Origin of the sequence: Streptococcus sp. SS4, from assembly GCF_030440125.1 — a bacterium.
GTDB lineage: Bacteria > Bacillota > Bacilli > Lactobacillales > Streptococcaceae > Streptococcus.
On record NZ_JAQFJM010000006.1, the window covers coordinates 66,099 to 80,286 of the forward strand.

At 38.1% G+C, this 14,188-nt stretch carries 14 protein-coding genes; 3 read left to right on the forward strand and 11 right to left on the reverse strand.

Features of this window, described 5'->3' with window-relative positions; genetic code table 11:
- Positions 1 to 173 precede the first annotated feature (173 nt).
- A complete protein-coding gene (locus tag PCY16_RS06335; RefSeq protein WP_002891088.1) occupies positions 174 to 506 on the reverse strand; it encodes a zinc ribbon domain-containing protein YjdM in 333 nt (110 codons plus the stop codon).
- A 117-nt stretch (positions 507 to 623) separates the two neighbouring features.
- Complete coding sequence (gene glmS, locus PCY16_RS06340; protein ID WP_175062924.1) at positions 624 to 2,432, reverse strand: glutamine--fructose-6-phosphate transaminase (isomerizing); 1,809 nt, start codon at positions 2,430 to 2,432, stop codon at positions 624 to 626.
- Positions 2,433 to 2,639: 207 nt separating this feature from the next.
- On the opposite strand from glmS, the gene PCY16_RS06345 reads away from it, so the two are divergent.
- Positions 2,640 to 3,548, forward strand: coding sequence for a LysR family transcriptional regulator (locus tag PCY16_RS06345; RefSeq protein ID WP_004182422.1), 909 nt, complete (start codon positions 2,640 to 2,642; stop codon positions 3,546 to 3,548).
- A gap of 93 nt (positions 3,549 to 3,641) precedes the next feature.
- Here the strand turns inward: PCY16_RS06345 and PCY16_RS06350 are convergent, their stop codons facing one another.
- Positions 3,642 to 4,355, reverse strand: coding sequence for a glucosaminidase domain-containing protein (locus tag PCY16_RS06350; RefSeq protein ID WP_175062925.1), 714 nt, complete (start codon positions 4,353 to 4,355; stop codon positions 3,642 to 3,644).
- Between the two features lie 172 nt (positions 4,356 to 4,527).
- On the opposite strand from PCY16_RS06350, the gene PCY16_RS06355 reads away from it, so the two are divergent.
- Positions 4,528 to 5,535, forward strand: coding sequence for a YeiH family protein (locus PCY16_RS06355; protein WP_195413584.1), 1,008 nt, complete (start codon positions 4,528 to 4,530; stop codon positions 5,533 to 5,535).
- A 54-nt stretch (positions 5,536 to 5,589) separates the two neighbouring features.
- Here the strand turns inward: PCY16_RS06355 and PCY16_RS06360 are convergent, their stop codons facing one another.
- The 3 genes from PCY16_RS06360 to PCY16_RS06370 all read right to left on the reverse strand — a co-directional run bounded on the left by PCY16_RS06360 (position 5,590) and on the right by PCY16_RS06370 (position 8,208).
- Positions 5,590 to 5,901 carry a hypothetical protein gene (locus PCY16_RS06360; RefSeq protein ID WP_195413583.1) on the reverse strand — a complete coding sequence of 104 codons (312 nt, stop codon included), beginning with the start codon at positions 5,899 to 5,901 and terminating at the stop codon, positions 5,590 to 5,592.
- A gap of 144 nt (positions 5,902 to 6,045) precedes the next feature.
- Complete coding sequence (locus PCY16_RS06365; RefSeq protein ID WP_004182418.1) at positions 6,046 to 6,444, reverse strand: hypothetical protein; 399 nt, start codon at positions 6,442 to 6,444, stop codon at positions 6,046 to 6,048.
- 219 nt (positions 6,445 to 6,663) lie between these two features.
- Complete coding sequence (locus PCY16_RS06370; protein ID WP_195414173.1) at positions 6,664 to 8,208, reverse strand: zinc ABC transporter substrate-binding protein AdcA; 1,545 nt, start codon at positions 8,206 to 8,208, stop codon at positions 6,664 to 6,666.
- Between the two features lie 157 nt (positions 8,209 to 8,365).
- Between PCY16_RS06370 and PCY16_RS06375 the strand changes: the two genes are divergently transcribed.
- The gene (locus PCY16_RS06375; RefSeq protein WP_195414174.1) at positions 8,366 to 9,187 is read left to right on the forward strand and encodes a PrsW family glutamic-type intramembrane protease; all 822 of its coding nucleotides are present in this window, start codon (positions 8,366 to 8,368) and stop codon (positions 9,185 to 9,187) included.
- 54 nt (positions 9,188 to 9,241) lie between these two features.
- On the opposite strand, the gene PCY16_RS06380 is transcribed toward PCY16_RS06375, so the two are convergent.
- The 5 genes from PCY16_RS06380 to PCY16_RS06400 are packed head-to-tail and all read right to left on the reverse strand — an operon-like array spanning position 9,242 to position 14,177.
- Positions 9,242 to 10,639 carry a C69 family dipeptidase gene (locus PCY16_RS06380; RefSeq protein ID WP_195414175.1) on the reverse strand — a complete coding sequence of 466 codons (1,398 nt, stop codon included), beginning with the start codon at positions 10,637 to 10,639 and terminating at the stop codon, positions 9,242 to 9,244.
- 17 nt (positions 10,640 to 10,656) lie between these two features.
- Complete coding sequence (whiA, locus tag PCY16_RS06385; RefSeq protein ID WP_004182012.1) at positions 10,657 to 11,568, reverse strand: DNA-binding protein WhiA; 912 nt, start codon at positions 11,566 to 11,568, stop codon at positions 10,657 to 10,659.
- Positions 11,565 to 12,539: a YvcK family protein gene (locus tag PCY16_RS06390; protein ID WP_195414176.1), complete on the reverse strand. Its 975-nt coding sequence runs from the start codon at positions 12,537 to 12,539 to the stop codon at positions 11,565 to 11,567. Before PCY16_RS06390 ends, whiA begins: the two co-directional genes overlap by 4 nt.
- Complete coding sequence (gene rapZ, locus PCY16_RS06395) at positions 12,536 to 13,426, reverse strand: RNase adapter RapZ (RefSeq protein ID WP_060971235.1); 891 nt, start codon at positions 13,424 to 13,426, stop codon at positions 12,536 to 12,538. The genes PCY16_RS06390 and rapZ overlap by 4 nt, the downstream gene beginning before the upstream one ends.
- Complete coding sequence (locus PCY16_RS06400) at positions 13,407 to 14,177, reverse strand: DUF1003 domain-containing protein (protein WP_037600718.1); 771 nt, start codon at positions 14,175 to 14,177, stop codon at positions 13,407 to 13,409. The genes rapZ and PCY16_RS06400 overlap by 20 nt, the downstream gene beginning before the upstream one ends.
- Positions 14,178 to 14,188 lie beyond the last annotated feature (11 nt).

A 14,188-nucleotide genomic window follows, 5' to 3' on the forward strand; every position in this document is an offset into this window, starting at 1 on the left:
TTGAATATTATACCAATTTTTTTGAAAAAATGATATAAGATTTTGAAAATAGTAAAAAGGAGTGTGACTAGACCCAATTTTCAAAATGAGTTCATAATCACACTCCTGGGAGACTTAAATAGTCTGTCCTGAGAAACAAACAATACTTAAGTCTAGCATCCCTAAAGCTTATTTTAGATTTTCTTAACAAATTCAGATTTAAGTTTCATAGCGCCAAAACCATCAATCTTACAATCAATGTTATGGTCACCTTCAACCAAACGAATATTTTTAACACGTGTGCCTTGTTTAATATCTTTTGGCGCACCTTTCACTTTCAAATCTTTAATAACTGTAACAGTATCACCGTCAGCAAGACGTGTTCCATTGCTATCAAGAACCACAAGTCCTTCTTCTTCTGCAACTTCGTTTGGATCCCACTCATAGGCACATTCAGGACATACAAGCAAGATTCCATCTTCATAAACATACTCTGAGTTACATTTTGGACAATTTGGTAATGACATAATTCTCTCCTAAGATTGTGATATAGATACTATTCTACTTTAGATTTCCCAATTAAGCAAGGGTAAAAAGGATAAAAACAAACAACATCCCTTACATTGTAAGAGATGTTGGTATTTTTATTCAACAGTAACTGATTTAGCCAAGTTACGTGGTTTATCGACGTCAAGTCCACGATGAAGTGTTGCAAAGTAAGCAATCAATTGTGTCGGTACAACCATTGAAATTGGTGACAAGTAAGGGTGAACATTATTAAGAACGATGTCATCACCTTCTTTAGCAACATTTTCCTCAGCAATAGTCAACACTTTAGCACCACGAGCAGCTACCTCTTGAATATTACCACGAGTGTGGCTAGCAAGAACAGCGTCAGACAAGAGCGCAATAACAGGTGTACCATCTTCAATCAAAGCAATCGTTCCGTGTTTCAACTCACCTGCTGCAAAACCTTCACATTGGATATATGAGATTTCTTTCAATTTAAGACTGGCTTCCATAGCAACATAGTAATCTTGACCACGACCAATATAGAAAGCGTTACGTGTTTCTGCAAGAAGAGCTGCCACTTTCTCGTCAATAACTTCTTTTTCAGAGAGTGTTGATTCGATAGATTGTGCTACAAGTGACAATTCATGTACCAAGTCGAAAGCTTTAGCTTTTTCATTACCATTAGCTTCACCGACTGCTTTAGCCAAGAAGGCAAGAGCCGCAATCTGAGCAGTGTAAGCTTTAGTAGAAGCTACGGCAATTTCTGGGCCAGCATGAAGAAGCATTGTATGGTCAGCTTCACGAGAAAGGGTAGATCCTGGAACGTTTGTCACTGTCAAACTTGGAATACCCAACTCGTTAGCTTTAACAAGAACCTGACGGCTATCTGCTGTTTCACCTGATTGGCTAATAAAGACAAAGAGAGGTTTCTTGCTAAGGAGTGGCATACCATAACCCCACTCAGAAGAAATACCAAGCTCAACTGGTGTATCTGTCAACTCTTCGAGCATCTTCTTAGAAGCAAAACCAGCATGATATGATGTTCCTGCCGCAAGGATATAGATACGATCAGCCTCTTGAACAGCCTTAATAATATCAGCATTTACAGCCACTTGACCCTTGTCATCTGTGTAGGCTTGGATAAGCTTACGCATTACTGTTGGTTGCTCATCGATTTCTTTGAGCATGTAGTAAGGGTATGTGCCTTTACCAATATCAGAAAGGTCAAGTTCAGCTGTATAGCTATCACGTTCTTTAACAGTACCATCATAATCTTGGACTTCGACACTATCAGCTTTCACGATAACTAACTCTTGATCGTGAATTTCCATGTACTGATTAGTTTCGCGAATCATAGCCATGGCATCTGAGCAGACCATGTTATAGCCATCACCAAGACCAATCAAAAGTGGTGATTTGTTTTTTGCCACGTAAATTGTTGAGGCATCTTCAGAATCCATGAGAGCGAAGGCATATGATCCACGGATAATGTGAAGAGCTTTCTTGAATGCTTCAAGAGTTGACAAACCATCTTCTTCAACAAATTTTCCAATCAAGTGAACTGCAATTTCAGTATCGGTTTGACCTTTGAAATGATGACCAGAAAGGTATTCTTCCTTAATTTCAAGATAGTTTTCAATAACACCATTGTGAACCAAAACAAAACGTTCAGTTTCTGAGCGGTGTGGATGAGCATTATCCTCTGTTGGTTTACCGTGAGTTGCCCAACGAGTATGTCCAATACCTGCTGTTCCTTCTACTCCTTCAGTTTTAGTAGCAAGTTCCGCAATACGGCCAACAGCCTTAACCAATTGACTAGATGCATCGCCAGCTACAAAGATACCAGCCGAATCATAACCACGGTATTCTAGCTTTTCAAGTCCTTGAATCAAGATATCAGTTGCATTTGTGTTACCTACAACACCAACAATTCCACACATATTTTTAATAATAACCTCAGATCAAAGAGGTCATGTCTCCTTCATTTAAAATTGGTATAGTCAATAAGCTCTTTAAAAAGCTTAACGAGGACAGTATATTCGATATATTTGACATTGTCAAGCATAAAAATTGGTATAGTCCTAAAAAGACCTTTTACTTGCCTCTTATCCTAAGGAATAATCCTTAAAATATGCTATAATAAGGCTATGCGAATTCAACAATTACATTATATTATCAAAATCGTCGAAACCGGCTCAATGAATGAAGCTGCAAAACAACTTTTCATTACGCAACCAAGTCTTTCAAATGCTGTTCGTGACTTGGAAAGAGAAATGGGAATTGATATCTTTATCCGTAACCCCAAGGGAATCACTTTAACCAAAGATGGAGTTGAATTTCTCTCTTATGCACGTCAAGTAGTGGAACAAACGAATCTCTTGGAAGAACGCTACAAAAGTCACACAGAAACACGTGAATTGTTTAGTGTTTCCTCTCAACACTACGCTTTTGTTGTCAATGCCTTCGTCTCACTTCTCAAGAGAGCTGACATGACACGTTACGAGCTCTTCTTACGCGAAACACGTACTTATGAAATCATTGAGGACGTTAAGAACTTCCGTTCAGAAATCGGTGTTCTCTTCCTTAACAGCTATAATCGAGATGTCTTGACTAAGATGTTTGATGACAACCGCCTCACATATACCAGTCTCTTCAAAGCTAGACCCCATATCTTTGTCAGCAAGTCAAACCCATTGGCTAAGCATGAAGTTGTCTCTTTGGAAGATTTAGAAGAATTTCCATACCTTAGCTATGATCAGGGGATTCATAATTCCTTCTACTATTCTGAAGAGATTCTCTCTCAGATTCCCCATAAAAAGTCTATCGTGGTTTCAGACCGAGCGACACTCTTCAACCTATTAATCGGTTTGGATGGTTACACCATTGCTACAGGTATTTTAAATAGTAATTTGAATGGTGATAACATTGTCTCTATCCCACTTGGTATTGATGATGAAATTGATATTGTTTACTTGAAGCATGAAAAGGCAACCCTCTCTAAAATGGGAGAAAAATTCCTTGATAACCTCGTTAAAGAAGTCACTTTTGACAACTAATAGATGCTAGTCCCCAGCACATAATGTTGGGGACTTTTTATCGCCAAAACTATCCAATTTAAAGCACAAAAAAGAGCCTTTCGACTCTCATCATTATTTATAATTTTTATAGCTTGCCCAAGCTTCATCTATAGATAAGGTATCAGTATCTGTATATGAGCCTCTATAGCTGTTCCAAACAAGGCCACTTGTTGAACCAGTTGCTTGGGTAACTGGAGCTTGATCATAGGCAGTCAAACCATAGTATGCAATAATGCTATTTAATTTAGAGGCGTAAAGACTATCTGTAGCATAAGTCCCTGTCAGTGCCTGAGTGGCATCTGCATAACTACTTGTATTTGATTTCCAAGTACCTGCATAAGTAGATGACGTCATCAAAGCAGCATAATCTGCTAGGGAATCACTCAGACTTCCATAAGAACGGAAGGCTTCATCAATCTCATAAGTCTTTCCTGTACCGTCATCTTCCCAAGTACGCATAGTAACGGAGTTTCCATTATAAGAGCCCTTAATCCCAAAGAAGTTGTAATAAGGAGCTTGACTCAGACCTGACTGCCCAGAATTCGATTCAAGAATAGCTTGAGCAATTAGAACAGAAGCATAGATATTATAGTCTTGACCAATTTGTCTCGCAGTTTCACCGATATTACCTATAAAAGCAGTAGTCGTTTGGTTATAAGCAGCTTCAGCTTTAGCGTTGACACTGTTATCATTTTTTCTATCGGTTGTAAAAGCTAAGACTAAAAATAATGAACAAATAAAAGCTCCCACAATAAAAATCAAATACTTCTTTAAATGACGATACATACAACCCTTCCCTCATAAAAATTTCAATTATAATATTTTAATACTATTCTATCAGAAATAACACCACTTAGCAAGTTATAGGGATAGTTTCCCCTCAAAACTATCCCTAACAACACCTTTACATATCCTAAATAATAAGATACAATGTGGGTAACTTTTAAGGAGATGAAAAATGAAAATCAAATCGTTCTTACCTGGTATAAGTATTGCAATACTTATTTCGCTTGTAGCCTGGACTCTTGGAGTCTTATTTCCTATTATTGGTGGGCCAGTCCTTGGTTTATTTATAGGACTTCTGCTAGGAATTATTCTAAGAGATTCTCAGAAACTTAAAGCAGGAATGCAATTCACATCTAAAAAAGTATTACAATACGCTGTTATTCTTCTTGGATTTGGACTAAATCTTTCTCAAGTCTTTAAGGTTGGCGTAACGTCACTTCCCATTATTCTAGTGACTATTACTACGGCACTACTTACTGCTTATGTCGTCCATCGTGTGTTCAAGCTAGATAGTGAAATTGCTACTTTAGTAGGTGTTGGTTCTTCTATTTGTGGGGGATCTGCTATTGCTGCAACTGCACCTGTAATCAAGGCTAAAGATGAATCTATTGCAACAGCAATCTCTGTAATTTTCTTTTTCAACATCTTAGCAGCTCTACTCTTCCCTCACTTGGGATCCTGGTTGGGACTTAGCAATCAAGGCTTTGCCATATTTGCTGGAACAGCTGTCAACGATACTTCTTCTGTAACTGCTACAGCTAGTTCCTGGGATAGCTTACATGGAACATCCATTCTAGAGCAGGCAACAATTGTTAAATTAACTCGCACACTTGCTATCATCCCTATAACTCTTGGGCTTTCTGTATGGCAGTCTCGAAAGGACAATACAAAGGAAGCATTCTCGCTAACCAAAGCAGTGCCTAACTTTATCCTTTGGTTCCTTTTGGCCTCACTGATTACAACTGTTGCAATGTCACTCGGTGTAAGACCTGCCGTATTTTCACCATTAAAAGACCTTTCAAAATTTATGATTATTATGGCAATGACAGCTATCGGTTTCCAAACGAACCTCAAAACACTAATCACTAAAGGAGGCTCAGCACTTCTAGTGGGAGGAGTCTGCTGGTTATTAATTAGCCTTGCTTCTCTTCTCATGCAAAAGCTATTAGGACTTTGGTAAAAAACATCTAAAAAACTCACAATCCTGCTAAGTTTGTGAGTTTTTATTATAGAATCATTTTTTATACTCAAAGACATAGGTTTGGATAACCTTGTCCCCATCGTTTGTTACTTTCAAATCAACATTGTAGCTCTTAGTTTCACCGCTAATATCCTGAACCTTATAATCACCATCTTTTTTTACCGAAGAGGTAGTCTGTCCTGAATAATGCTTAACTTCAAGACCTGAAGCTCTATCTAGAGAAAAATTAATGAGCCCGTTTAAAGAATATAGCCCATACAAAATAAGACATAAAAAGCTCAGCGACACAAGGCTCACCAAATAATATTTAACAAAATCCCCCAATTTCAACCCCTGCTTACTCACTTAGTTATTATCTTCCTTTAACTTAACATTCTTTTTATTAGAGTATTTTCAAATTTTATTTTACACACATTTGGGTATTTTGTCAAATTATTTGATATTTAAAATAGAATCTAATTTTTCTATATACTAAAAGCCGTTAGTCATCTAACGACAATTTTTTATTTCTGAAATAACGTATTCAAGACGGCTATAGAGACCAAGTAATAAGTCGTAACTTCGATTTTCATTTTCTTTCAAAACAGTGAAAACTGTTGTACTATAGGTAAATTCAAAGAAGTCATCTAATTCCTTGAGCCAGTCATCAATAACCCCTAAATTTTGATCAATGATTGCAAACAAACTTGGCTGATACCAGATTGTACCTTCGATATAAAGGTTTTTGTCAGATAATTTAGATAGGGATACTTTCAAGTCAGCAAGCTCTCTTTTAGCAAGATTTGGTTCAATCTTTAAATCAAAAAGCAAGCGTGCATCATGATTTAGAATATCGAGTTCTGCTTGAAGCAGTTGAATATAATGTATCGCTACTAAATACTGGTTCATGGGTCTCTCCTGATCATCTGAAAATCGTACTATTATTGTACCACTAAAGAATGAAAAAATGTAGTAATTATTTAATTTTTTACAGGATTTTTTTAGAAAAAATACGATGCTTTAAATTTCTGTTTAAAACTAATGACACTAGCAATTTTCTAAGAGTTTAAGAAATGAAAGATTTTTTTAAAAAAAGAAAAACACTCACGAATGAGTGCATTTCTAGTATTAATGGCTAACCATTTCTTGTGCAATTTCAAAGCCACTAAGTTTTCCAGGATAGTAAGTAGGCCAATTATCCATTTCTTTTAGAATCTCATCTTGGCTACTATTTCCAAAGAAAATATGGAAATGTGCTGAACTTGTTGGATCTATTTGATGATCTGAAAATTGGACATACTGGTAAGGGTTATCTGCTGCTTGACTGTCAGTTGCTGTAAAGAGATAACGGACACCTTTTTTACCAGAAGTATAGGTCAAAATCTTATAACCATCATAACGATAAGTGTGTGTCACACTGCTTCCATCAGTCTTAGTGAAAGTCATGGTCATCTTTTTACCATCAATAGCAATTTTAGAAACATCTGTTTGATAGCCCTTAGTGTAGTATTCTTTATACTCTTGTGCTGTTTTATCCTTATTCAATAGAGATTTGTATTCAAATACTTGATCTAAAGTACCATCTTGAAGATAAGGATAAACCGATTGCCACTCACCAGACCAATCCGAAAGTTCTCTATCTTTAACATCTTTGTCATCGAAGTAACCATTTTGAACCGTTTTCTTGTCATCACTTCCCGTTTCAGGTTGGATAGCTTTACCTTCAACGTCCGTTGTTAAACGAAGATTTTTTAGGTTCTCAGTCATAACACTGACATAGTCTTCACCTTTTTTCAACTGTTCCTTAGTTAGTGATTCAATTGGATTTAAAACTGCTGTCTTAACTCCTACTTCGTTAGCTAAGGTTTTAGCAACACTACTTGAAGCATTTTCCTCAAAATAGATATAGTTAATATCATATTCTTTGACATACTTAGAAAGGCTAGCGATACGTTTTGCAGAAGGGTCGGACTCAGCTGAAACACCTAAAATTGGTACCTGTTTCAAACCGTAATCTAAGGCAAGGTAGGCAAAAGCTGCGTGCTGAGTAACAAAACTTTTCTGTTTTGCTTGACTAAAGGCTTCAGTATACTCCTTATCCAAAGTCTTTAATTTTTTAAGGTATTTCTCGGCATTGGTTGTAAAGACTGCTTTTTTATCTGGATGCTGAGCAATCAAACCGTCTCTAATAGTTTCAACTAATTTTTGAGAACGTTTAGGTGAGAGCCAAACATGGGGATCATATTCGTGGTGATGTTCTTCTCCACCATGATCATGATCTTCTTCCTCTATTCCAGGTAAGAGAACCATGCCTTGACTTGCCTTAATGATTTTTGTATTTTTAGTGTTGATAGACTTTTCAACTTTTGGAACCCAGGTTTCCATATTTTCATTTAGGTAGACAAAAGTGTCTGCTTTTTCAATGTCAGCGACATTCTTAGTAGATGGTTGGAAATCGTGGGCTTCACTTCCAGCAGGAATGAGATAAGACACCTCTCCCTCATCTCCTACAACCTGCTTGGTAAATTCATAAACAGGGTAAAAGCTCGTCACAACTTTCAAATCACCATTTCCTTTTGGACCGTGGTGACTAGTCGTATAATAAATACCTGCACCAGCAGCTAAAACAACTGCTGCTAATCCTGCTAGGCCAAAAATGCGTTTCTTTTTCATGATATTCCTTTCAAAATGCTTAACCAGTTAATAGTTTACTGGTTAAGTATATCACACTTCATTTATTTTGCAAGTCCTAAAATAAAAAAATTGAAATATTTCGACGAGAAAGAATTATTTGATATACTGGAAATATCATTTGGAAAGTAGGTTATACATGTTTCGAAAATTAATCCTATATCTTTTTTTATTGCTTTCAGCCATAGGCCTGACTTATGATACGCAATCATACACTTCAGGCGCTTTGTCTGGTTCGGCATACGGTATTATTGGACTATCAACACCGATTGCCTTATGTTATATCGTACCAGGAATATTTCTGATTCTGTACTTAGGCAAGAGATGGCAGGTGAAACCACTTGTTCTCATATTTGCTCTAATTGGTGGAGTCTTTATCACAGGATGGATAGCTGGTTATGCCAATACCATTTCTCACGACTGGGTGACTGCTCATCTTTCTTCAAAGAGCTTCTTCTACCGCTTTGAGGATGCCCTTATGGCTCCCCTAGTTGAAGAACCCCTAAAACTGGCAGCTTTTCTCTTTGCTATCTATATGGTACCAACGAAAAGTTACAAGGGGATCTTGCTTGTTGCTATTACGGCAGGTCTTGGCTTCCAGATTAGTGAAGACTTCTCCTATATTCTTTCAGATTTGCCTGATGGTTTTTCTTATACGATTTCAGGTATTCTTGGTCGAACTATTGGTGCCGTATCGTCTCACTGGCTTTACACATCCTTCCTTGCTATGGGGCTAGTCCTTATATGGCGTTCCCGTCAAAAACTCATTAATTCTAAATACAGTCTTATTGGTATACTTTATGCTTGTGGTGCTTTTGCTGCACACTTTGCTTGGAATTCACCTCTTCGAAATTTAGAAAGCGATTTGCCATGGGCATCAGGTCTTCTTATTTCACTCAATCTTTTCTTCTTCATTACACTTTATCAGATTCTCTCGAGTCTAGATGAAGAAAACAAGTAATGTTAAACTACGAAAAAACCTTTCCAATTTTATGGAAAGGCTTTTTTGATAACTTTAATCACTCATAGAAAAACGATTGGTCATCAAATTACTTGCATCATCTAAGACTTTTGCCAATAATTTATCTGTTTCTGACTGAATCTTATCACTAATTTTTTGATTTTCAGCTTCAAAATCAATACTTTCATCATTAGCTAAAGCGGTATCAACATGATTAATCATGGCATGGCCAAGAGCCATAGTTGTTTCTACATAGGCATCCAAATCAGCTTCATGCTGTTGGAAATGAGGATCACAGATGGCAGCAATCAAGCGATTACTCCAGTAGAAATTACCTGTATCCACTTTATCAGTTGTTTGACGGAAATAAGCAGGTGTCGTTCCGACCTGAGTCCAGAATGGCACCATAGTGCCAAAAGGCATTGATCCATAGGCTAACCATTGAATACCAGTTGTTTCTGATGGTTTGTTAGGACGCATTTGCAAGAGAGCTGTTTGGCTAGTACGGTTGATACCGATTGGACGGAATTGGCGTTGACTTACCGCATCTCCTTGAGGTCCATAAGGATCATAAGGCGTATCTTGGTAATGAAGACTCAAGACATATTTAACATCTTCAACTGTAATTTTGCGGTATGGTTTTTGGCACCATGGAATAAAGAATGATTTTGGATCATAGTCTTTTTCTGGGTTCAAAAATTTCTGCATAGCCCAGGCGCGTGGTGTATTATAATGACGATCCTTATCTCGTTGGCTACCAAAAGCATAACGTGGATTAAAGTGTTCGTTAGAATAAGTCAAATCCAAGTGATGTTTATTAATAAAGTCTCGAATGTCTGGTGAGGCAAGATAGTCGTCTGGATTTTCAAATTCATAGTGATCGATACCAAGTTGGTTTGGGTTAGTAACATAGGCATCGTCTGGAACACGTCTGGCAATCCAATGGTGACCACCAATGGTCTCTAGCCACCAAATTTCTTCAGTATCTGAGAAAGCAATACCATTAGATTCGTAAGTTCCGTAAGTTTCAAGAAGTTGCCCCAAACGAAGGACACCTTCACGCGCCGTCTTAATATATGGCAAGACCAATGTTAACATATCCTCTTCTCCAAAACCATCTTTAACAAGAGGGTCTGCACCGAGTACACGCGCATTGGTGGTGATTGTTTCTGTTGCACTCATGGCAACATTAGCTGAGTTAATACCAGCTTCACCCCAGATACCGTCTTTACCAAGTGCATCTGGAACAGAAGTATAACGTAGAGGATTATCTGGCAAATCAATTGAAAACTTGCTAAGCACAGACTGGTAATGACGCGGTTGGTCTTCAGGGGTCACGACGAGAAATTCTTTGGGCGTAAAAACGCCAGATTGAGAATCCTCAGTACGTGCAATCATGGTAGAGCCATCATATGAGGCTTTCTTACCTACTAAAATCGTTGTACAAGCCATAAAAGCTTCCTTTCTACTTACAAATCGTCCGCAATTTTATTAATTTTTCTGAGACGATGATTGACACCACTCTTGGTCAGAGGAGGTTCTATACTATCTGCGATTTGCTGGATAGAGTAATCTGGATTGGCAATACGGAGTTGGGCAATTTGGCGCAGCTCCACAGGTAAAATCTCCAAGCCAACCGTATCCATAATCTTGATAATATTATTAATTGTTTTCATACTAGCACTAATCGTTCTAGCAATATTAGCTGTTTCCGCATTATTGGCACGATTCAGATCATTTCTGGTCTCTCGCATAATTTTGACCTCTTCGAAGGTATCCTTAGAGTTCATTGCACCAATAACAAGGAGGAAATCCATAATATCCTCAGCTTTTTGAAGATAGGTCACAAAACCATTTTTATGACTCAAAACCTTGGCATCGAGCATAAATTTTTTCATGAGAGAAGCCAAGTCCTCTGCGTGGTCTTGGTAAACGGAAAAAATCTCTAATTGATAACGGCCTTTTTCAGGATCACGAACTGTTCCAGTCGCCAAAAAAGCACCTCGTAAATAGGATCTTCCAGCTTCATCATCTTCCATTACTGATGTTTCAATGCCTGTTTCAAAGCCAAAGAAAGAATCCGCCAATTGTAAATCGGACAAAATATCATTGACATGGTCAGCTACAAAAACCGTGTAAACACGATTTTTCTTGAGATTAGTCTTGTTATGATGTCTCAATTCAGGATTACTCTGATAACGACTTTCCATTAATTGGTAGATATGTCGCGCAATCTTTGCGTTTTCTGTTGAGATAGAAAGAGTCAATCCTTGGTTGGTCAATCCAACAGAACCAGACATCTTAATCAATGCCGACAATTCAGCCTTGTCTTTGCTTGAAGCTGCAATTATCTCTTCTTTAACCTTAATCGTGAAACTCATGACTTATTCCTCACTAGATGCATGAGCTCATCCACTACCAAGTCACCATGGTGGAAGGCACCACCATTTTCAAGTCGCAAAAAATTAGAAGACACAACTGTTTTTGCTTCACGACGTAAGCCCTCAAAATCATGCTCAACCTGAACAAGGTATTCATCAAATTTATTACTTGCCATATATTCCTTAGGCACTTTCTTGATATTAACTAAGACATTGTCAATCACATCGGAGCCAAGATGACGATTAAGAACAGCCACATGGTCGGCATCTGAGAATTGCTCAGTTTCTCCGTACTGCGTCATAATATTACAAATGTATGTGACATCAGCCTTGGTCTCAATAAGAGCCTGACGAATCTCTGGTATCACCAGGTTGGGCAAAATCGATGTATAGAGAGACCCAGGACCTAAAACAATCATATCACTATTAATAATAGCATCAACAACCTTACGACTGGCCTTAGGCTCTTCATCATTATAGGTATTAGTCACATAAACGCGCTCAATCATGCCATCGTATTGGGCAATACTACTCTCACCTGCTACTTCATGACCATCTTGAAAAACGGCATGAAGCGTCAAGGCAGTCTCACTGGCAGGATAAATCTTACCTGTGACGTGGAAAAACTTCGTCAGAAGCTGCATGGCATTATAGGTAGATCCCTGCATTTCAGAAATTCCAGCGATGATTAGATTTCCGAGTGGATGACCGGCCAAAGCGCCATCGGTTTTATCAAAACGATATTGGAAAACTCTTTCATAAAGTTTAGGCATATCACTCATAGCTACCAAAACATTACGCAAATCCCCTGGAGGTGTCAGTTGCATGATATCACGCAAATCTCCTGAAGAACCGCCATCATCAGCTACAGTTACCACAGCAGTGATATCAACATCCTTATGGCGTAAACTACGAAGAATGACTGGAATACCAGTTCCCCCACCTATTACTGTAATTCTTGGTTTTTTCATGAACGATTCACCGTCTCCTTACGTCGATCCTTATCACGATGTGTTTCATTGACTGTCCAATCATTTTTTAGATCTTGGGCTAGACGATGTGCAAAAGCTACACTACGGTGTTGACCACCTGTACACCCAACAGCAATAGTAAGAACAGACTTACCTTCTTTTTTGTAGCCAGGTAAGATTGGTTTAATAAGCTGTTTCAAATGATTGTAAAAGTCTTCTGATTCTGTATGCTTCATGACGTAATCAAAAACCTCTTTATCCAAACCTGTGAGGTTACGAAGGGCAGGATCATAATAAGGGTTTGGCAAAAAACGGACATCAAAAACCAGATCTGCATCCAATGGCAGTCCATATTTAAAACCAAAACTCAAAACTTCAATACGGAAAGAAGATTGGTCTTGCTCAGATGAAAACTGTTCAGAAATAGCCTTACGAAGTTGACGCGGAGTCAATTCTGTCGTATCAACTACGTTTTGACTCAAACTCTTAAGCGGTGACAAAAGCTCACGCTCTAACTTGATGCCATCCAAAACACGGCCATCTGCCGCCAGTGGGTGACTACGACGTGTCTCTTTGTAACGAGAAACCAATTCACCATCCGTAGCGTCCAAGAAAAGAATCTTGAAATTAAGTTCCTCATTGCTTTCTAATTTATCCAAAATATCGTTGATTTCATCGAAGAACAAGCGACTTCGCATATCAACGACAAGAGCAATCTTATCTGTCTCTTCACTATGTTTTACCAATTCGATAACCTTTGGTACCAAAGAAGGTGGCATATTATCAATAGTGAAGTATCCAATATCCTCAAAGGATTGAATCGCTACAGTCTTACCTGCTCCGCTCATCCCTGTTACAACAACTAAATTAATTTTTTTCGTTCCCATGAGACTCCCTTTCTAGTCTTTCTTCTTTCAAGACACGAATATCGTCTGACATTTTTTCAACTTGTTGGCTAACCCCCATAATCATTTCTGTCTGCAATTTTTGAATAGTAAGCAAATCTGATTGGTCTTGTTGCACCAAGTGATCAATTTTTTCATGTAAAAGTCGGATTTCTTCCTTTGATTGTTTATTGACGTTATAGTCATTTCGTGCTTGCAATCGATCGTAATCCGATGCCCGATTCTGACTCATCATAATCAATGGTGCCTGAACGGCAGCTAGAGTGGACAAGGCCAGATTCAACAGAATAAAAGGATACTTATCAAAGGCAATCCCAAAGGGTTGAACAACATTCAGCCCCATCCAAATAGCCATAAAAGCAACAAATGACAAGATAAAAGTCCAAGATCCACCAAATCGGGCCACTTCATCCGCCACTTTTTGACCAAAAGTAATTCGACTATCCAATTGTTCCTGGACATCCTGGTCCTCGTAGAGCAAACTCTTGGTCACATCATGAACTGTTTCACGCACGTGCTCATTTTTCTCATTAGCATTTGCGATAATCTCGTCGAGAAAAACTAACCTATAATCCAAAAGGCTAATATTACTAATGAAATCATGTCCTTGTAAATCAGGATAATCTTTTTTCAAAAGCACCTGCAAACGACTATTTAGTCGTTCGAAATAGGAGCCATCGGTTTCATCGAACCACTCTTTAGAGATATAATCCTGAACTCTCTTAACCTGCATATTTTCGCCTT